Raw genomic sequence first — 20572 nt, forward strand, 5'->3', positions numbered from 1 at the left:
AAATCGCATTTAGGGTTTGCGCGCCTCCGGTACGCCAAGTTGCGCCAATGCCTCGATAAATACCGAAGGCCGCTCAGGATCGTGCAGCAGCCAGACCTGCTGTTTGGCCCTGGTAAGCGCGACATACAATAGACGCCGCTCCTCGGCATCAGGGAAATCCTCCGGCTGCGGCAGCAAAACCTGTTCAAACACCGTTTCACGCGCCGCTGCCGGGAACCCGTCCTTACCCTCGTTCATGCCGACAATGATGACATAATCCGCCTGTTGCCCTTTGCTGCCGTGCATGGTCATAAAATCGATATTCAAGGTCGGCCAGCGGGTGGCCGCTTTATCCAGCGGGGACGGACGCAGATAATGGTAACGGGCCAATATCAGAATCCGTTCTTCGGGCAGGGCGAACCCGCTGAGTTTATTCAGCAGCGCCTCCAACTGGTGGTCGGGCAGGATCAAAACGGATTTTTTGCTGCCCTTGACCAGGCTGTTGAGGTTTTTTTTGAGCTGATAGGGATTTTGCAGCACAAACGCCGTGGCGATTTCACCGATGCGCTGATTGAATCGATAAGTGGTGTCCAGGGCACACTGTGCTCCGGCATCGAAACGTTCGGTAAAGCCGGTGGTCAGGGAAAGCTCGGCGCCGCTGAAACGATAAATCGCCTGCCAGTCGTCACCGACGGCAAACAGCGAGGTCCGTCGATTTTGTTGAATCAGCGCTTCCAATAACCTCATGCGCTGGGGGGAGATATCCTGATATTCGTCCACCAGGATATGTTTCCACGGGCTGATAAATCGCCCTTTTTGCAGAATATCCACCGCCTGGTGCATCAGTCCGGCAAAATCTACCGCACCTTCCTCTTTCAGGGCCTGCTTCCAGACTTTTAACAGCGGCGACAGCAGACGGATACGTTTTTGGAACACGTCGTGTAAATCATCGGGGGCCTGGTGGATCATTTCCGCCTGGGTGCCGCCATGCATGCGCATCAAGCCGATCCAGCGCTCGATACGCGGCGCCAGGCGTTGCGCCAGCCCCTCATCCTGCCAGTAATCCCCTTCGGGGACTTCCCATCCCAACTCCTCGACCATCAATTGCCGCCAGCCTTTTGCCTGGGGCTTTTTCTCCGCGCATTGCTGACGCCATTGCGTTATCAATAATTCGCGCCGCGCCGGACCGTCACTCTCAAGAGCGCTTATGGCGGGGGCCTTTTTACTGCCTTGCCGGATAATAAACAGGGCCAGGGCATGAAAAGTCCAGGATCGAATCCCCTCTACCTGCAACCGCAGCCGGATGCGTTCGTCCATTTCCGCCGCCGCCTGCCGACCGAAGGCCAACATCAGGATTTGCTCCGGTTCGGCCTCCCTGCGTCTTATCAGCCAGCCGGCACGGGCCACCAGTACCGAGGTCTTACCGCTGCCGGCACCCGCCAGCACCAACAGGGCGTTTTCGCCGTTCACCACCGCACGGCTTTGGGAAGGATTAAGGGGCGAACTCTCGACGGTGCTGAAATAGTCTTGATGCTGTTCCAGCATTTTATCCGTCCATAGCCGATTGCATTGCTCCGTCATTGCCGCGCCCTGCTCCAGCCACCGCAGGCAAAAGCGATAATTATCGCGGCAGTGATCAAACTCGGGCAGGCGCGCCAGCGGCAGCGGCAGCGCCGCAAACGCCTCGCGGATACTCCCCTGCAGCGCCGCCAGCCGGCTCGCCTGGAACCATTGATCCCGGGCCGCGGCCTGTTCAATAGCGGTCACCTGTTGGCCGAGCACATCGGCGCACACATCGCTCATATCCCGGCTCCAATCCTGCCAGATTTTTTCCAGATGATGATAAAACCGCTGTGTTTCCTGCCACTCCGTACCGTGGAGGCGGACCACCCGCGCCCCCGGCAATTCAAACTCCAGTTCGCCCCAGACAATCCCCCGCTTGCAACGAATGGCCAGGATTTCATTGAAGGGGATAATATAGTGATGTTTGTCGCCGCTGACCTCGACGCCGGCATGTAACAATTGCACCCGATTATACGGATGTTGTGCCAGATGCTTGCCGAGGGAAGTCGATTTCAGTTCCATAGGGTTGCCGCGATTCCTGATGGTTAAGGCGCAAGGGGGTCTGCTACAGAGTAACTTGTTCTGCTCCAGCCTGGAAATCAGGGTAGAATAGCCCTCATTCTACTGAGGTAACCTATCAAATCAACCTCAACACCTGCAAAATCAGACCATGGGAACAATGCGTACATTACTTAATTTTCTCAATTTTATTTTAGGTGGCTTTTTTACCACCCTTGCCTGGCTGCTGGCGACTCTCGTGAGCGTGATATTGATCATCACCTGGCCTTTCACCCGTTCGTGCTGGGAAATAACCAAATACTCCCTGGTACCGTTCGGCAATACCACCGTCCATGTGGATATACTCTATCCCGAGGACCACAATGCGGTATTGTCATCCGGCGGCACGTTGCTGAATCTGTTATGGCTGGTGCTCTTCGGCTGGTGGCTGTGTTTATCGCATATTCTCACCGGCATCGGCCAATGTCTGACCCTTATCGGTATTCCCCCGGGCATCGCCCATTTCAAACTGGCGGCCATCGCCCTTTGGCCGGTGGGCCAGCGTGTGGTGCCTGTGGAGCTGGCGGAAGAGTTGCACATCAATCCGGACAGACGCCGTTATCGGTAAAGCCAAAATAAGGACATTCTGTGGTAAGTATGGCACCCGGATTTCGTCGCCTGGCTTTTGACAGCCGCTGGCGCTATAACGTACGGATTTTTATCGCCTTGGCGGGCGCGGCGGCCCTGCCCTGGTGGTTCAACATGGCAACCCTCACCATTCCGCTGACGCTGGGAGTCGTTGCCGCGGCGTTAACGGATTTGGACGATCGGCTGAGCGGCAGATTGCGCAATTTGCTGATCACCCTGGTGAGCTTTTTCATTGCTGCGGTATCTATCGAGTTGTTGTTTCCCTACCCATGGCTGTTCGGTATCGGCCTGGCGGCATCCACATGCGGTTTTATCTTGCTTGGGGCTCTGGGCCAGCGATACGCCACCATCGCTTTCGGCGCATTGCTGATAGCGGTGTACACCATGCTGGGCGCCGCCATGTACCAAACCTGGTATTTGCAACCGGCGTTGTTGTTGGCGGGAGCTATCTGGTACAACATACTTACCCTGCTGGGGCATATGCTGTTTCCCATCCGCCCGCTGCAGGATAACCTCGCCCATGGTTTCCACACGCTGGCCCGATATCTTGATGCCAAGGCCAATCTGTTCGATCCGGATTTGGAGGATGCCGACGACCGCGCCCTGATAGACGTCGCCATGGCAAACAGCGCGTTGGTGGAGGCGCTGAACCAGACCAAAGCGTCGTTATTGACCCGTTTGCGCGGCGATCGCGGGCAACGCGGCACCCGCCGCGCGCTGCATTATTATTTTGTCGCGCAGGATATTCACGAACGCGCCAGCTCATCCCATGTGCAATATCAACAGTTGAGGGAACATCTGCGCTATAGCGACGTTTTGTTTCGTTTCCAACGGCTGCTGGTTATGCAGGCCCACGCCTGCGATGTCCTTTCGCAATCTATATTGCTGCATCAGAAATATGAGCATGACCAGCGTTTCGAACGCGCCTTCAGCCATCTGGACGCGGCAATCAATCGCGTGGCCGGACCAGGGCAGGTCAAGGGACTTAAAAGCCTGTTGAATAATCTGCGCGCCATTGACGCTCAATTGTCCACCATCGAATCTGAACAGGCCATCGCCCGCAACAGTCCGGAGGAAAATAATCTCGCAGATGACAAGCTGACCGGATTAAGTGATATCCGGTCGCGCATCGGCAGTCATCTCAGTCCGGAATCGGCGCTGTTCCGCCATGCGGTGCGAATGTCCGTGGTGTTATGTATCGGTTATGCCTTTATTCAGCTGAGCGGGTTACATTATGGGTATTGGATCATGTTGACCAGCCTGTTTGTCTGCCAGCCCAATTACCAGGCCACCAGGCGACGATTGGCGCTGAGAATTATCGGCACTCTGGGCGGCATTCTGCTCAGCCTGCCCATTCTCTATTTTGTCCCTTCAACCGAAGGAGAAATGGTGCTCATTGTGGTCAGCGGCACACTGTTCTTTGCTTTCCGCAATAGGCAATATGCCCAGGCAACCATGTTCATTACCCTGCTGGTCATGTTATGTTTCAATTTGCTGGGAGAAGGGTTCGATGTGGCGTTGCCCAGGGTATTTGATACCTTTGTCGGCTGCGCCATCGCCTGGGCGGCGGTGAGTTTTATCTGGCCGGACTGGCGTTTTCGCCGCCTGCCCGCGGTGATGAATAACAGCCTTTGCGCCAATTGCCGTTATCTGGATGCCATCCTGGTACAGTATCATCAGGGCAAGGATAATCGCCTGGACTACCGTATCGCACGACGTGACGCCCATAACAAGGACGCTGAACTGGCTTCGGTGGTGTCAAATATGGCGGCGGAATCCAGGACCCATGGCGAAGTAATGGATTTGGCGTTCCGGCTGCTTTGCCTGAATCACACCTTCCTCAGTTATATTTCCACCCTTGGCGCCCATCGAGAAAAGATGTCATCGGAGGCGCTGCTGAAGGTGCTGGACGATGCCGCCTGTTATGTGGACGATGCCTTGCAATATCAGGATAAACTGACCTTGCGAGTGAACCAGGAACGAGATCAATTGATCGAGCGTATCCAGCATATCGCACCGGAACCGGAAGCCAGGGAACAGCTGGTGTTGCAACAAATCGGCCTGTTGCTTGAGCTGTTGCCTGAACTTATCGCGCGCAAACAGGAGATCGAAACCCGGTTTACATCGGCTCAGCTACCGTCGCGGCCCCCGGACGTCGTTAGCTGAGCGCGGTGGCGCTAGCGGCAGGACTGCCGCTCGAACCACTCAAGCAATTCACTGCGCTGCATCTGGGGCAGCGCGGCGGAATGGTGGCCGGACAGGGCCCCCTCCAGGGCGAACAGCACTTTGACGCTCAGATTTTGTTTAATCTCCCGCAGTTTCAGGTAGCTGCTCTTCGCACCGTAATAGCGCAAGGACTCGATATCCTGTATGCCGGCTTTCCATAACAATCGCTCGATACCCTGACCGATATTGGGTAAATCCTTCAACCTTGGGCTGGACGTCCTTTCGCACCGATCGTGTTTTGACTCATCAAGGGCCTGAGCCGCCAGGGCCAGCAAACGATCGCCCTTCAGCCACAATTTTTCGTTCACATGATAATAATTCAACGTTACCGGAACACCCCGCTTGGTATAGATAAGTTTTTGCATACCCTCGGAGCGATAGACATGTTCGCTTTGCCGGGTACCGCGAAGATAAAGCTCGCCATCAAGTATCAGCCCGAACATCACCTGGTCGGCGCAGATACTGTAGCCGCCGAATTGCGACCGGGTGGTAATAATCCCCAGCGGCGCGAAGAAAGGTACTGTCTGTGAAATCCGCTGCTTATATGCCGTTTCCATCAATTTCTCCATGTTATTGTGTTGAGAGTCCCTACTCTTTTTCCATCCAACCTATTAAAAATACTGTATTTTCCATGTGGTTTTCAACTTAATCCGCACTGAGCGCCGGATCAACAGGATTTTTGCGAAGCCGCTTAAATTTCTGGTTGATTTTCACCCTGAACCCATATACTGTATTTATATACAGTTAACCAGGGGCGTACAGACTATGCACACTCAACTTCAAGCCGCACCTCATTTCGGCCAAACGATCCATGAGGAAAACCCATCGGAGAATACTTCCGGTTCCATGGCCCGCGGGATTATCAGCGAAGTGGTTTATTTTGAAGATCAACCCATGGTGGGACACATTCTCCTGCCGTTGTTGCGGCAATTGGGTACCCAATCGCGCTGGCTGCTGTGGTTGACGTCGTCACGCAAATTGAGTCGCCCCTGGCTGATGCAGTCGGGCCTGCCGTTGGAAAAGATGGTCCAATTACGTCAACCTACTGCTTTCGATACCGTTGCAGCGATGGAGAAAGCGTTATTGACGGGAAATTACAGCGTTATACTGGGCTGGTTTCCTGAAGAATTGACGGAAAATGAGAAGCGCCGACTGCGCGATGCCGCGCAACTAGGGGGGTCTTACGGGTTCATTATGTATCCTCAAAACGAGACTAGCCGGTCCTCTGGACAGTTTTCAGGCCTAAAAATTCATTCTTCCCGCTATCATTGAGGAATTTTAAGATTTATCTCAATCGGGGCGTCGGCACCGAAGACTAAACACCTTAAAATTTGCCTCAATCCAGTAGATATGCGGGTCGCCAGCCTTTTCACCGTTGTGAGCGGCTATCACTTTGTCACGCTTTCGGTCAATGAAACATACACGAAACGCTGTTTTTTATTAGCGGCTTACTACATCTTACTTGTAAGTTTCCCACTTCGTTGTAGACTTTAATTCGCCAGGGTTGCTCTATAACGCCTGTTGAATGGCGGTGTACAAACGCGGAGCACTGACTCTGGCAATGGAATTTTTAAATTAGCTTTAAGAGCTCATTGCCTATTTGGATGATAACGAGGCGCAAAGAATGAAAAAGACAGCTATCGCACTTGCAGTGGCATTGGCGGGTTTCGCAACCGTAGCGCAAGCCGCTCCTCAAGATAACACCTGGTACACAGGTGGTAAATTGGGTTGGTCCCAGTACCATGACACCGGTTTTTACGGCAACGGTTATAACAGCAGTATCGGCAACGGTCCTACCCACAACAGCCAATTGGGCGCTGGTGCTTTTCTCGGTTATCAGGCAAATCCGTATTTAGGGTTTGAACTGGGCTATGACTGGCTGGGCCGCATGCCTTATAAGGGCAGCGTCAACAACGGTGCGTTCAAAGCACAGGGTGTTTCCCTGGCTGCTAAATTGAGCTATCCGCTGACCGATGATTTGGATATCTACACCCGTTTGGGTGGCATGGTTTGGCGTGCTGATGCCAAAGCCAACTACAACAACGGCTCTAACGGTCGTCTGAGCGATAACGACACCGGTGTTTCGCCGATGGCCGCCATCGGTTTCGAATACGCTATAACCCAGGACTGGGCAACCCGTCTTGATTATCAGTGGGTCAACAATATCGGTGACGCCAGCACTGTTGGCGCGCGTCCTGATAACGGCATGCTGAGCGTGGGCGTTTCTTACCGCTTCGGCCAGGGTACCCCGGCTCCAGTCGTGACTCCGGCTGCTCCGGCACCGGCTCCGGTTGTGCAGACCAAGCACTTCACCCTGCGTTCAGACGTACTGTTCAACTTCAACAAGTCCACTCTGAAGCCGGAAGGTCAACAGGCCCTGGATCAACTGTATTCCCAGTTGAGCTCCTTGGATCCTAAAGACGGTTCCGTTGTTGTCCTGGGCTATACCGACCGTATCGGTTCAGAACAGTATAACTTGAAACTGTCTCAGGCTCGTGCGCAAAGCGTCGTGACTTACCTGATTTCCAAGGGTATCCCGTCCGACAAGATTTCCGCACGTGGTATGGGTAAATCCAACCCTGTCACCGGCAATACTTGCGATAACGTGAAGGGCCGTGCTGCTTTGATTACTTGCCTGGCACCGGATCGTCGCGTAGAGATCGAAGTGAAGGGCTACAAAGAAGTCGTTACACAGCCGCAGTCTTAAGTTTTTAACCATTCTTAACCGATTGCAAAAACCCCGCCATGCGGGGTTTTTTTATGCCTGGATGAACATACGGACTCTGACTTACCGCCCGACTTAAAGGCGATAGAACACGTTTCGGGAGCTTAACGATCCTCACCAAGGATAGCTTTCAGATCCTGCTTCAGGGAGGACATCTGGCTGGCGTATTTCTCTTTGCGCTCGGCATCTTCCAACAGATTCACGATGGTTTCCGATAAGGTATTACCCCGCCGTTGCGCCAAAGCAGCCAGACGTTGCCAAACCAGATATTCAAGGTCGATGGATTTTTTGCGGGTATGCTGATGTTCAGCATTGAAATGCCGCTTACGGCGTGCTCGGATGGTTTGCTTCATCCGGTTTTCAAGCGCTGGATTCATATTATCCCGAATCCACAGGAGAATGTTCTCGGGCTGATGCTCGAATTGCATCAGCGAGTCCACCGCTTCCTCGGCGGCGCTGTTTTCTTCGTGACGGGTAATGCGCTCGCCCTCACGGTGTTTTTTGATGAGATACGTCCACTTCCATCCGCTTTCCAGATTTTCGAGTTGCTGATATTTCATGGTACATGCACCCGTGACCGTGTAACGTTACCTGGATAATAACAGTTTTTCCGCATAATTCCCCTACGGACGTCATATTTTGACTGATTTTCAGACATGTCAAATTGGGATCCCTTCAGAATATTCGTTCAATGAAAGATGCATGAAGCCCAGAGACTGAAATTCTTGTATAATCTACGTTTCCCTGAATAGCGACGTTACCGAATACCTTGACCATTAAACAATTAGAATGGAAATATTTAGTTCCAGATCTTTCGCCTTTTACGGCGGTATTTGCCCAGCCCTACCAGCCCCTTTCTGCACCCCTGGAATCGTTGCAGATGCGTTTGATGGACGGCCTGATTCAATTTTGCCATCCCAAGACCCCCAGCCGTTTTATGCTGATCACCGCGCAGGAGGACGAAGAGTATTTGCAGCTCATTTCGGGGATGGTGGACGACGCGTTGCCTGAAGATAAGCCGCTGGTGGGCAGCCGCTATACCATCGCCGGCCATGAAGTGAAGATGCAGGCGGCCGCCACGCCTGACGATAATTTTGCCGGCCGTGGCAAGTGCGTTTACCAGCCATGGATTGAGAACGAGCAGCTGTTCGGCTGTGTCAGGAATTATCGCGACATCATCGATTTGCAACCGGGTAAAATCCACGAAGCCAATGGCGGAGTGCTGATGTTGGGCGCCAGTGCCCTGGTGAGTCAGCCGCTTATGTGGCTGCGTCTTAAACAGATGATTTTGCAGCAGCGTTTTGACTGGCTGGCGCTGGATGAAACCCGTCCGTTGCCGGTTTCGATCCCGTCGATGCCGTTGGATCTCCGTTTAATCGTCATCGGCGATCGTGAATCGCTGGCGGATTTGAACGACCTCGAACCCGGTCTGACCAAGCTGGCGTTGTACGGTGAGTTCGAGTCCGAGCTGAAGGTCACCCAAACGGAAGATATGCAAAACTGGTGTGACTACGTAAATGGTTTAGTGCAAGCGCAATCGATGCCGCCGCTGGCCGTGGAGGCCTGGCCGGAGTTGATCCGCCAGGCGGTCCGCTATAGCGGCGATCAGTACCAGTTGCCCCTGTGTCCGCAATGGTTAACCCGACGCATAAAAGAAGCGGCGCAGTATGCCGAGCAGGATGCGATTAACGATCAGGCGCTGTATAACAGCAACCGCACCCGCATCTGGCGTGAAAGCTACCTGACGGAGCGCATGCAGGATGAGATTGCCGAAGGGCAAATCATGGTGGAAACCGACGGCGCAATGATAGGTCAGGTGAATGCATTGTCGGTAATGGATTTCCCCGGCCACCCGCTGCCGTTCGGCGAGCCTTCGCGTATCAGCTGCGTGGTGCATCTGGGTGATGGGGAAGTAAACGATGTGGAACGTAAAGCCGAATTGGGCGGAAATCTTCATGCCAAAGGCATGATGATCATGCAGGCGTTTCTTATGGCGTCGCTGGAGCTGGATCAGCAACTGCCCTTCTCCGCGTCGCTGGTGTTTGAGCAGTCTTATGGTGAAGTGGATGGCGACAGCGCCTCGCTGGCTGAGCTCAGCGCGCTTATCAGCGCATTGTCCGGCAAGCCGATTGTTCAGCGGATCGCGGTTACCGGTTCGGTGGATCAATTCGGCCGGGTGCAACCTATCGGCGGTGTAAACGAAAAAATAGAGGGCTTTTTTGCCCTGTGCCGAAACCGTGGGCTCGAAGGAACCCACGGCGTGATTATGCCCGCCGCCAATGTGCGCCATTTATGCCTGCATGAAGAGTTGGTCGAAGCGGTAAGGGATGAACAATTCCATATCTGGCCGGTGGAGACTATTGATGAGGCGTTGGAATTGCTGACCGGGATACCTTACGATCACGAGCAGAAACCCAATTTGATTGCTTCAATACGCGAGCGTATCGCTTATATCAATCAGCACGAACGTCTACGCTTACCCTGGGGATTTCGTTGGCTGAACTGGTTTAACCAGAGTTAGCCGGGGTTGTGCCGGGTACGGGTGGTGAGTTAACGTGCGTGATTCATTTATAAAGGTTTGAATAAATATGCTAGATAAACGCGAATCCTATACAAGAGAAGACCTGCTTGCCTCAAGTCGCGGAGAACTTTTCGGTAAAGAGGGCCCGCAGCTGCCCGCGCCGAATATGCTGATGATGGACCGGGTGGTTAAAATGACCGAAGACGGCGGTAGCCATAATAAAGGCTATGTGGAAGCCGAATTGGATATTCATCCGGATATGTGGTTCTTCGGCTGCCATTTTATTGGCGACCCGGTGATGCCGGGCTGCCTGGGATTGGACGCCATGTGGCAATTGGTGGGCTTCTATCTCGGCTGGCTGGGCGGCGAGGGTAAGGGTCGCGCGTTGGGTGTGGGTGAAGTGAAGTTTACCGGCCAGATCCTGCCTACCGCAAAAAAAGTCACCTATCGTATTCACTTCCGCCGTGTGGTGAACCGTCGTTTAGTGATGGGCCTGGCGGATGGTGAAGTGCTGTGCGACGGACAGGTTATTTATACCGCCAGCGATTTGAAAGTCGGACTGTTTAAAGACACCACGTCATTTTAATGCCGCTTGAAATCAAACCTCCGCTGAATGCGGAGGTCAATCCCTTTACTGACAAACCGATCATACGGTAACCGACCTGTCCTCCATGGCCTTTCGCCAACCTCCCAACCAGTGAGACCGTGCATCCAAGGATTGATATGGACATATTTCGCTGGATCGTCCGGATAATCCTGCCTGATAGCCACGCGAATGTGCACGTTCGAGGCGATCTCGTTTTTGTCTCTTCATGCCATGTTTTCCTCATCTTGTCTGGTGGAAAGAAAATGGTAAGAAAACGATAACCACTGGGAGGTGGTTACACTTTATCTTTAGCGATAAATGGGCTGGAGATCAATGCAACAATTCACATAAACGTCATGACAATTAGGCATAATGACGATATTTTTAGCCTGTCAGGCCGGGCTACCGGTAGGGTAACCCTATGATAAAAAAAAGAAGCATGCCCTTTTTCAGATGTCTTCGTCCGGGTGGGGCATAAGGGCCGATGCTTTAGAACAATTCGTTATTACCCCATGGCGGTTATTTGCTTTGCGATATGTTGACACACCTGTTGCCATCCTTGCGCCAGCGTCCTGACCAAGGCGTCGTAGCCGTCCTTATCCTGTGTCAGTATCATATTAATGGGGAACCGGCTCACAGTGCCGTTATGGGTGAGCCGCCATTCGCCGCGGATAACCACCTTGCCGTCATAACGACCGTGAAAGCCGGTCACATCCACTTCCAATTGGTCCTGTTCCCCGGGAGCCTGACTGGCGGATACCAGCGTGCCGGGCAGCGCGTTATTTAAATTGGCCAACATGGCTTGCTGCAATTGCTGTTCCAGCGGGCTGGCCCATAAATTATTGCCGGCGGTGACATACTGTACATCACTGGTTTGATAAACCACGCCATTACCCGCCAGGTAATCCGAAAGGTTGATACGGGAAAGCCACAGATGGCTTGTAGCAGCCCGTGGTGACGCCAGTAAGGGGGCGGCATCCGTCCCTATCGGCAATTGGTAGTAACGTTTATCGCCGGTGCTGCTGCAGGCCACCAATAAAAGCAGCGCCGCCATTAGAATCCCTTTTCTCATTTCTTAGCCCTCTTAGGCGTTGGATCGTTGCCCTTATCGGCCTCGAAGACCAATGCGTTACTCTTATTGTTCAGCGTACGCAACACCGGCTGAAGCTCACGCAGCACTTGATCCAGGCGCTGCAGATTATCCACCATCTTGTTATACGCCGCAGAGCCGGGCTGGAAGCCCTTCATGCTGGTATTCAGCTCACGCAACGTCTGTTGCATATTCTGTGGAAGCTGCTGCATAGCCGGGCTTTGAGTCAGGGTGTTGACCGATTTTAACGTCTGCTGCAGTTCACGCAGTGTTGACTGGCTTTGCGCCAAAGTCCGGGTCGCCTCGTTAATCATGGGGTCGAGAGGCAGATTATTTATTTTATCCAAGGTGGTCATCAGCTTTTGCTGGATTTGCGCCAATCCGGCGCTGGTGGTGGGTAACACCTGATAGCCGTTGATCTGTTTCACTCCGGTCCAGGGTTTTGCCTGCGGATAAAAATCCAAATCAACATACAGCGAACCGGTGAGCAAATTGGCGCTTTTCAACGCCGCGCGCAGGCCGTGGCCTTCCGCCTGCTGCAAACGCGCGTTTATATCAAAATTCCCCCCCAGCTTGCTGACAAACCGATCCGGTTCGATACGGATCAACACCGGAACCTGATAATTATCATTGATGGTTTGATCGGTGGCGGTAGTAAAGAACGGCACCTCGGCCACGGTACCTAAACGTATGCCGCGGAATTCCACCGGTGCGCCCGGTTGCAGGCCGCGGATGGTATCGTTGAACAGCAGCAGGTAGTCCTTATGTACGGTGTAAAGGGAATCCGCAATGGTATTTTTGTTATCAAATAGCTGGAACGCCTGATATTCATGGGCTTTATCACCAAGATCCCAGCCGGTGGGGACATCAAAGCTGACGCCGCCGCTGAATAGGGTCGTCAGAGAGCCCATTTCAACCCGCATGCCCTGCGCCGACATATCGAAGGTCACGCCGCTGTCTTTCCAGAAACGGACATTGTTCGTCACCAGGCTATCGTAGGGCGCATCGATAAATAACTGATAGCGCATTTTACGGCTTTGGGGATCGAAATTACTGGTTTGAACCGTGCCGACACGAAAGCCCCGGAACAGCACCGGGTCGCCGGCAGTCAACTGTCCGGATTGCTGGCTGTCTAATTCCACGCGAATGCCCTTGGCATCCGGCGAGGCCAAGGGCGGTGTATCCAACAGGGTAAATTTAGTGGCATTCTGCTCGCCGGTTCCGGGCTGCAGCTGGATATAGGCGCCTGATAACAACGTGCCCAGCCCCGAAACGCCCTCCCGCCCGATTTGTGGTTTAACCACCCAGAAAGCGGAGTCGCGGCGCAGGAGCTTTTCCATGCCGTTGTTGATGCGCGCTTTGATTTCAACCTGTTGCAAATTATCGCTTAGCATCACGCTTTCCACGGTGCCCACGTCCACGCTGCGGCTTTTAATCGCGGTTTTACCGGCTTCAATGCCTTCGGCGCTGGTGGTGACAAGCGTAATGACCTTACCTTGATGACTGAAATGATAATATAGGATCCAGGCACCGATAAGGATCGTCACGATGGGGATAATCCACACCGGCGACCAGCGTTTGATTTTCTCGATATCGGCGACGTTATAGTTATTTTCAGTCAACGGTAGACTCCTTTTGCATGCTTTTCTCCACTCGGTCCCAAAGCAGGCGCGGATCGAAGGTATGGGCGGCCACCATGGTTATCATTACCACCATGGCAAATAGCACCACCCCGATACCCGGCCTGATACTCATCAATTGGCCCATTCTCACCAGGCCCGACAGTACCGCGATAACAAAGACGTCAATCATCGACCAGCGTCCGACGAACTCAACCATTTCGTAAATCTTATGCATCCGCTCGCTGTCGGTTTTGCCATGTCCCCGGGCATCCCAACACAGCCAGCAAAGCGCAATCATTTTCAGGATCGGCACCATGATACTGGCGATGAAAATGACCAGCGCCACCGGATAGGAGCCGTCGTCCCACAGCAAAATGACCCCGGCGATGATCGTCGAATTCAGCCTGCTGCCCAGGCCTTCGGTTATCATGATCGGCAGGATATTAGCCGGAATATATAACAGTATCGACGTGATCAGCAGTGCCAGGGTCCATTGCAGGCTGTTCAGCCGCCGCGGGTGGCCGCGGGTGCGGCAACGCGGACAGATCGGTCGCTCGGCGGGAACGATCAGTGTGCAACAAGGGCAGGCGCGGATGTTTTGCGACAGGCCGCTGGTGCCGACTTTGTAGGTGGTGACCGGCGAGGCCATCGGCATGATATTGTCCCATAACCATCGCCGGTCGATACATTGAAAGGCCCGCTGCTGCAGCATGCAAAATAAACAGAACGGCAAAAAGCTGAGGCCAACCCCGATATCGCCGTAGGCCATCAATTTAACGAAGCTGACCAGTACCCCCGCCAGGAAGATTTCCGCCATTCCCCATGTGCGCATGGCGAAAAGCATTTTCGCCAAAAAAGCCCGCGTCCTGAAGGATAAATGGACCTGCAAACATAATAAAATAATGCTTACCATGCATAGAGCGGGAATCACCTGCACAAACAGCATGAACAAAAATGCCAGGATGGAGAAGTGATCCACCACCATGACCTGGGGAATGACCGGCAAGGAGATTTGATTGCCAAGGCCGGACACTTTCATATTCACAAACGGGAACAGATTAGCCAACACCAGCATAATCAAGGCGCTGATGGCAAATACCACCGGCTGCAGTCGGGGATTGTCCCAACGGCTCATCAGTGTATTTTTACAGCGCGGACAGACGCTCTTTTGTCCATCCTTCAGTTCAGGCAGCGTAATCAATAAATCACAATGCGGGCAAAGAACGTATCGCGTTTCATGAACAGCAGAACACATGCAATCCCCCTTGGATGGCGTTGTTCGAATTCTCCCTTGGCCCTAACCCTTGCTGTTTTTCAGCGCCTCAAGCTCTTCCCAACGGGCAAACGCTTGCTCTTGCGCCTGTTCCGCGGCGGCCATGGCGGCTAATACCGCCTGGGTGGTCTCATGGGATTGGCTGAAAAAATCCGGTGAGGCGATTTGCGCCTGTAAATCTCCTACTTCCTGTTCCAAACGCTCGATATGCTGCGGTAATGCCTCAAGCTCGCGCTGCAGGTTGTAACTCAATTTATTGATCTGTTTCGGCCCCTGATTCTTCGGAGCTATAGCCGCGGCCTTCTCGATCGCCGCTGCGGGGGCGATACGCAGCGCGCGCCGGTTGCGACGCTGTTCCTGAGCATCGAAATAGCCGCCGACATAGCTGCTTATCACGCCGTCGCCTTCGAATATCCAGCATTCGGTAACCGAATTATCCACGAACTGCCGGTCATGGCTCACCAGCAAAACGGTGCCCTGATAGCCGTCAATCATCTCTTCGAGCAGCTCCAGCGTTTCCACATCCAGGTCATTGGTGGGTTCATCGAGAATCAACAGATTGCTGGGATTCAAAAAGAGTTTAGCCAGTAATAACCGATTGCGCTCGCCGCCCGACAAGGCTTTCACCGGGGTCATCGCGCGTTTAGGATGAAACAAAAAGTCTTGCAGGTAGCCCAGCACATGGCGGGAACGGCCGTTAACCATGACTTCCTGTTTACCTTCAGCCAGGTTGTCCATGACCGTACGTTCGGGATCCAGTTCGGCGCGATGCTGGTCGAAATAGGCCACTTCCAGCTTGGTGCCCTGCTGGATACGGCCGCTGTCCGCTTCCAACTGACCGAGCATCAGTTTGAGCAAGGTGGTTTTACCGCAGCCGTTCGGACCAATCAGGGCAATCTTGTCCCCGCGCAATACCTGGGTACTGAAATGACTGACCAAGACTTTTTCCGGCAGCCGGTAGCTGACATCCTCCAGCTCGAAGATAATCTTGCCGGAGCGGTTGGCTTCTTCCACCTGCATTTTGGCGGTGCCCTGCACTTCCCGCCGCTCGTTTCTTTCCTGACGCAAGGCTTTCAATGCCCGAACGCGCCCTTCGTTACGGGTGCGGCGAGCTTTGATGCCCTGGCGGATCCAGACTTCCTCCTGCGCCAGTTTACGATCGAATTCAGCGTTCTGCTGTTCCTGCACCCGCAGCTCGTCCTCTTTTCCCGCCAGATATTTATCGTAGTTACCCGGCCATGAAACCAGCTTGCCGCGGTCCAGATCGACAATCCGCGTCGCCATACTGCGAATAAACGAACGGTCATGGGAAATAAAGATGATGCTGCCGGAGAAACTTTTCAGGAACGTTTCCAGCCAGTCGATGGTTTCGATATCCAAATGGTTGGTGGGTTCATCCAGCAGCAGGACGTGCGGATCGCAGACCAGGGCCCTTCCCAGCGCCGCTTTACGCAGCCAGCCCCCGGAGAGCGCCGATAATTCGGTATCGGCAACCAGGCCCAGCTGTTCGAGCACCTCGCTGATGCGTTTATCCAGATGCCACAAATTTTGATGATCCAGCATTTCCTGCAGCCTGCCCATCTCCATCAGGTTTTTATCGCTGGGATCCCGCTCCACCAGATGGGATATGGTGTGATAGGCTTTGAGAATTTCCGCCTGTGCCTGCACCCCTTCGGCCACAAAATCGTAAACGGTGCCGGTGACATTGCGCGGCGGATCCTGCTGCAAGCGGGCAACTACCGTATCCTGTTCAAAAATAAGCTGCCCGTCATCCAGCGGCACTTCGCGGCTGAGAATTTTTAATAGGGTGGATTTGCCGGCGCCGTTGCGCCCCACCAGGCAGACGCGTTCGTTGCGTTCAACGTGTAGCTCGGTATTATCCAGCAGCGGAGCGTCGCTAAAGGACAACCAGGCGCCGGAAAGACTGATTAATGACATGGTGTTTATTGATCCCGATCGGCATGGCTTATCAGCCAGCAATTATGTATATGGCGATTCCGGGCAAAGTCCGGCGAACGCGTACGCTCGGTAATGGACTCCGCGACCAGACCCAAAGCCTGTAAACCCTCGGCATCCAATTGGAAACCGCGTTTGTTGTTGGAAAACATTATCGTACCGCCCGGCCTGAGCAATCTTTTCAGATCTTGCATTAACAGCAGGTGGTCACGTTGCACGTCGAAGCTCTCCGACATGCGTTTGGAATTGGAAAATGTCGGCGGATCGATAAAAATCACATCGAAGGTTTCCTGGGAGAGTTGCAGCCAGGAAAGGCAATCCGCCTGGATCAGGCGATGCTGCTTGCCCGTCAGACCATTGCCGCGCAGATTTTTCTCCGCCCACTCGAGATAGGTGCGGGACATATCCACCGAGGTGGTGCTGCGGGCGCCGCCGATACCGGCATGAACGCTGGCGGTGCCGGTGTAGGCGAACAGGTTGAGGAAATCTTTGCCGCGGCTCATTTCCCCCAGCATTTTACGGGCGATGCGATGGTCGAGGAACACGCCGGTATCCAGATAGTCGGTAAGATTCACCCATAGCCTGGCGTCATATTCATCCACCAGCAGAAACTCGCCTTTTTGCGCCAGCTTCTCATACTGGTTTTTGCCCTTCTGCCGCTCGCGCGCTTTAACAACAAGCTGTCCGGCGGGGATCCCGGTTACCGCAAGGGTAGCGGAAATGGCGTCGTACAACCGCTGGCGCGCCCGTTCCGGGTCGATGGTTTTCGGCGCCACGTACTCCTGAATCACTACCCAGGAACTGTAGCGATCGATAGCCACGTTGTATTCCGGCAGATCGGCATCGTAGAGCCGGTAGCAATCGAGATGCTCCCGGGCGGCCCATTTTTCAAGGCCGCGGATATTTTTACGCAGCCGATTGGCAAAATCCTCCGCGATACCGCGGGAAGCCATAACGCTCGGCGCCTCGGCCAGCAAATAATTTTTCTGCTCGCACTCCAGCGGTCCGTTCCTGGCTTTGAAAGTCCGCTCCGCGCGAAGCTGCAGCGCGCTTAACAAGGCCGGCGAGGCGCTGAACAGCGAGAGGCGCCAGCCGCCGAAGTGGCTTTTCGCTACCCGGCCGAGCTGATTATACAGGGCGATAAGCGCCGGTTCACTCTCCAGACGCTCGCCATAAGGCGGATTGCTCACCAGGGTACCCACCGGACCTTCCGGCAGGGGATTCACCAGGTTGGCGACATCATTCACCGAAAACGAGATCAACTCGGCGATGCCGGCGTGGCGGGCATTGGCACGGGCTTTTTCCAGCACCCTGGCATCATTGTCCGATCCAAAAAAGACCGGTGCCGCCTGCGCCAGGCCGAGACGCGCGCGCTCCCGTGCCTGCGCCAGCACCTCCCGCCATAACGTTTCGTCATGGGCGAGCCACGCATCGAACCCCCACTGCCGACGCAGCAGCCCGGGCGCGTGATCCGCCGCCATCAGGGCCGCCTCAATCAGCAACGTACCGGAACCGCACATGGGATCCGCCATCGGCGTGCCCACTTGCCAGCCTGAACGCAGGACGATGGCGGCGGCCAGGTTTTCTTTCAGCGGCGCCTGCCCGGCGCCGTCGCGATAACCGCGCTGGTGCAGCCCGCCGCCGCTGAGATCCAGCGACACAATGGCGCGATCCCGGTGCAGGAAAACCTGCACCCGGATATCCGGCTGTTGTTTGGCCACATCCGGCCGGCGCTGCATCGCCTCGGTAAACTGATCGACAATGGCGTCTTTGACTTTTAAGGTGCCGTACTGACTGTTGCGGATAGCGTCGTTGGTACCGCTAAAGTGCACCGCAAAGCTTTTCTCCACCGGAAAAATCGCCGTCCAGTCAATATCCCGCACGCCCTCATAGAGGGAGACATCGCTTTTCACCTCAAATTCGTTAAGCGGCAATAAAATGCGTGAAGCCAGACGGCTCCAAAGAAGGCTCTGATACAGCAGCCGGAGGTCCCCGCGAAAATGCACGCCCCCCAGGGCGATTTTACATTCCAGGGCACCCAGTGCTTCCAGCTCGCTTTTTAACAGTTCTTCCAAACCTTGTGCCGTACTGGCAAAGAGTGCATTCATCATGTCGCTTATCATCAGAAAAGAATTTCGTTGCGCATTATAGCTAATCCCGACCCATTGTCATAAAGTTGGCCCAACAGAGTCGTCCGGCAGGGAGGCAAAGTATGGTAAGTGTATCGCGATTATATATTCATCCGGTTAAATCGATGCGTGGTTTGCAGCTCTCGCACGCACTGGTGCGCGCTGAGGGACTGGCGGGGGACCGGACATTCATGCTGACCGAAACGGACGGCACCTTTATTACCGCCCGGCAATATCCGCAAATGGTCCTGTTCACACCGGTGATGGTACAAAACGGGTTGCATATTAACGCACCGGACGGGCAAAGCGCCATGGCCTGTTATGAGGATTTTACCGCCGACCCGCACCCAACCGAGGTCTGGGGCAATCATTTTACCGCCTATATCGCCCCGGAGGCCATCAATAACTGGCTGAGCGGATATATAGGTCATCCGATCCAGTTACGCTGGACCGGCGCCAGTAGCCACCGCCGGGTAAAAACCCACCCACAGGTATCATTGTCGTTTGCCGACGGTTATCCTTACCTGTTGATAAGCGAAGCCTCTTTCGGTGATTTACAGCGGCGCTGCCCCGCCGGCATCAAGCTTTCGCAATTCCGGCCGAACCTGGTGGTGACCGGCGCCGAGCCCTATGCCGAAGATCGCTGGCGCACCCTGAAGGTCGGCGACGTGCAGTTTGAGGTGGCGAAACCCTGCGGCCGTTGCATATTGACCACCGTCAGCGTTGAGCAGGGCCGCAAGCATCCCGCCGCCGAACCGTTGCGCACATTACAAAGTTACCGGACCGCCGATAACGGCGACGTGGATTTCGGTCAAAATCTATTGGCCCGCGGCAGCGGCATTATCCGGGTGGGCGACAAGGTGGAGATACTGTCGGAACAGCCGCCCCGACCCTACAAGGGCAGCCAGGCCATGGAAACCTACCCAGCCCCGGCGGAGGGAGAACACAGCATCACCATTGACTACCGGGGACAATCGTTCACCGGTAACAATCGGCAGGTGTTGCTGGAGCAATTGGAACAGCAGAACATACGCATACCCTATTCCTGCAGGGCCGGTCTGTGTGGAACCTGCAAAGTCCAACTGCTGGCGGGAGAAGTGACCCCGTTGACCGCCAGCGCGGTGAGCGAGCCGGGCAAGATATTGACCTGCAGCTGCATGCCCAAGACCGATATCCGCCTGGCTTAAAGACCTGAAGAGAATCAAACCGCGGCGGCGTAGTGGATTTCATCCTGCTGCGGATAAGGCATCAGCCGGTCATGCATGATTTTAATGACGTCGCCCAATACCATTTGCCGCGACGCCACATTCAATTGCGGCTGGGCCAACACGCACAAACTGGCGTTATCCCCCGCTTCAGCCACCAGCATTCGGGCATATTCGCCGTTTTCCTGCAGCCGCACCAGGACATCCTCACCGGTGACCGGCTGCCAGTCCGATGGCGTTGACTGCGGCAGAAAATGCCAGCTCTTCGGCATCAGGGGTTTCAAGAAGCGCAGCGCCACCAACGCGTTGAGAACAAGCTCGGCGCGCTGATCTTCTTTTAACGGCAGCCCGCGGCATTTTTCGGCGAAGGTATAATACAAGGCGGCGTCATCCACGCAAAATACCGACTCGCTGAAAGCATCGGGAATCAGCATTTTAGCGCAGAAGCGAGAACGGAATAACATACCGTCGGCGAGATCCAGCATCATCCGATCGTGCTCGGCATCGAAGAACCAACGCCAATTATCGCCGGGTGTGAATTTCATATTCAA

The 20572-nt window shown here is 54.4% G+C and carries 17 protein-coding genes; 7 read left to right on the top strand and 10 right to left on the bottom strand.

The window, feature by feature from the left end; all coding sequences use genetic code 11:
* Window positions 1-9: 9 nt before the first annotated feature.
* Window positions 10-2064: a DNA helicase IV gene (gene helD / locus HB631_RS14630; protein ID WP_213991912.1), complete on the bottom strand. Its 2055-nt coding sequence runs from the start codon at window positions 2062-2064 to the stop codon at window positions 10-12.
* A 157-nt stretch (window positions 2065-2221) separates the two neighbouring features.
* On the opposite strand from helD, the gene HB631_RS14635 reads away from it, so the two are divergent.
* Both HB631_RS14635 and yccS read left to right on the top strand, forming a co-directional pair.
* Window positions 2222-2668: a YccF domain-containing protein gene (locus tag HB631_RS14635; protein WP_213991913.1), complete on the top strand. Its 447-nt coding sequence runs from the start codon at window positions 2222-2224 to the stop codon at window positions 2666-2668.
* 20 nt (window positions 2669-2688) lie between these two features.
* A complete protein-coding gene (gene yccS / locus HB631_RS14640; RefSeq protein WP_213991914.1) occupies window positions 2689-4854 on the top strand; it encodes a YccS family putative transporter in 2166 nt (721 codons plus the stop codon).
* Window positions 4855-4865: 11 nt separating this feature from the next.
* On the opposite strand, the gene HB631_RS14645 is transcribed toward yccS, so the two are convergent.
* Entirely contained in the window at window positions 4866-5471 is a 606-nt protein-coding gene (locus HB631_RS14645; RefSeq protein WP_213991915.1) for a TfoX/Sxy family DNA transformation protein, read from the bottom strand.
* Between the two features lie 208 nt (window positions 5472-5679).
* On the opposite strand from HB631_RS14645, the gene sulA reads away from it, so the two are divergent.
* Both sulA and ompA read left to right on the top strand, forming a co-directional pair.
* Complete coding sequence (sulA, locus tag HB631_RS14650; protein ID WP_213991916.1) at window positions 5680-6186, top strand: SOS-induced cell division inhibitor SulA; 507 nt, start codon at window positions 5680-5682, stop codon at window positions 6184-6186.
* Between the two features lie 352 nt (window positions 6187-6538).
* Window positions 6539-7621, top strand: coding sequence for a porin OmpA (ompA, locus tag HB631_RS14655; RefSeq protein WP_213991917.1), 1083 nt, complete (start codon window positions 6539-6541; stop codon window positions 7619-7621).
* A gap of 122 nt (window positions 7622-7743) precedes the next feature.
* Here ompA and matP read toward each other — a convergent pair whose 3' ends face one another.
* A complete protein-coding gene (matP, locus tag HB631_RS14660) occupies window positions 7744-8199 on the bottom strand; it encodes a macrodomain Ter protein MatP (RefSeq protein WP_213991918.1) in 456 nt (151 codons plus the stop codon).
* Window positions 8200-8408: 209 nt separating this feature from the next.
* Between matP and HB631_RS14665 the strand changes: the two genes are divergently transcribed.
* Window positions 8409-10160 carry a Lon protease family protein gene (locus HB631_RS14665; protein ID WP_213991919.1) on the top strand — a complete coding sequence of 584 codons (1752 nt, stop codon included), beginning with the start codon at window positions 8409-8411 and terminating at the stop codon, window positions 10158-10160.
* A gap of 67 nt (window positions 10161-10227) precedes the next feature.
* Window positions 10228-10746, top strand: coding sequence for a bifunctional 3-hydroxydecanoyl-ACP dehydratase/trans-2-decenoyl-ACP isomerase (fabA, locus tag HB631_RS14670; RefSeq protein WP_213991920.1), 519 nt, complete (start codon window positions 10228-10230; stop codon window positions 10744-10746).
* A 60-nt stretch (window positions 10747-10806) separates the two neighbouring features.
* On the opposite strand, the gene rmf is transcribed toward fabA, so the two are convergent.
* The 6 genes from rmf to rlmKL all read right to left on the bottom strand — a co-directional run bounded on the left by rmf (window position 10807) and on the right by rlmKL (window position 18795).
* Window positions 10807-10974 (bottom strand): ribosome modulation factor, encoded by a 168-nt coding sequence (gene rmf, locus HB631_RS14675; RefSeq protein WP_213991921.1) that lies wholly within the window; start codon window positions 10972-10974, stop codon window positions 10807-10809.
* Between the two features lie 277 nt (window positions 10975-11251).
* Complete coding sequence (gene pqiC / locus HB631_RS14680; protein ID WP_213991922.1) at window positions 11252-11818, bottom strand: membrane integrity-associated transporter subunit PqiC; 567 nt, start codon at window positions 11816-11818, stop codon at window positions 11252-11254.
* Entirely contained in the window at window positions 11815-13458 is a 1644-nt protein-coding gene (gene pqiB, locus HB631_RS14685) for an intermembrane transport protein PqiB (protein WP_213991923.1), read from the bottom strand. Before pqiB ends, pqiC begins: the two co-directional genes overlap by 4 nt.
* The gene (gene pqiA / locus HB631_RS14690; protein WP_213991924.1) at window positions 13451-14713 is read right to left on the bottom strand and encodes a membrane integrity-associated transporter subunit PqiA; all 1263 of its coding nucleotides are present in this window, start codon (window positions 14711-14713) and stop codon (window positions 13451-13453) included. The genes pqiB and pqiA overlap by 8 nt, the downstream gene beginning before the upstream one ends.
* A 42-nt stretch (window positions 14714-14755) precedes the next feature.
* Window positions 14756-16669, bottom strand: a complete 1914-nt coding sequence (locus tag HB631_RS14695; RefSeq protein ID WP_213991925.1) for an ABC transporter ATP-binding protein — start codon at window positions 16667-16669, stop codon at window positions 14756-14758.
* Window positions 16670-16674: 5 nt separating this feature from the next.
* On the bottom strand, window positions 16675-18795 hold the full coding sequence (gene rlmKL / locus HB631_RS14700; RefSeq protein ID WP_213992084.1) for a bifunctional 23S rRNA (guanine(2069)-N(7))-methyltransferase RlmK/23S rRNA (guanine(2445)-N(2))-methyltransferase RlmL: 2121 nt from the start codon (window positions 18793-18795) through the stop codon (window positions 16675-16677).
* A gap of 104 nt (window positions 18796-18899) precedes the next feature.
* Between rlmKL and HB631_RS14705 the strand changes: the two genes are divergently transcribed.
* Window positions 18900-20003, top strand: a complete 1104-nt coding sequence (locus HB631_RS14705) for a YcbX family protein (protein ID WP_213991926.1) — start codon at window positions 18900-18902, stop codon at window positions 20001-20003.
* A gap of 14 nt (window positions 20004-20017) precedes the next feature.
* Here HB631_RS14705 and HB631_RS14710 read toward each other — a convergent pair whose 3' ends face one another.
* The gene (locus tag HB631_RS14710; protein WP_213991927.1) at window positions 20018-20566 is read right to left on the bottom strand and encodes a cell division protein ZapC; all 549 of its coding nucleotides are present in this window, start codon (window positions 20564-20566) and stop codon (window positions 20018-20020) included.
* Window positions 20567-20572: the final 6 nt, after the last annotated feature.

Origin of the sequence: Sodalis sp. dw_96, from assembly GCF_018449575.1 — a bacterium.
Lineage (GTDB): Bacteria > Pseudomonadota > Gammaproteobacteria > Enterobacterales > Enterobacteriaceae > Acerihabitans.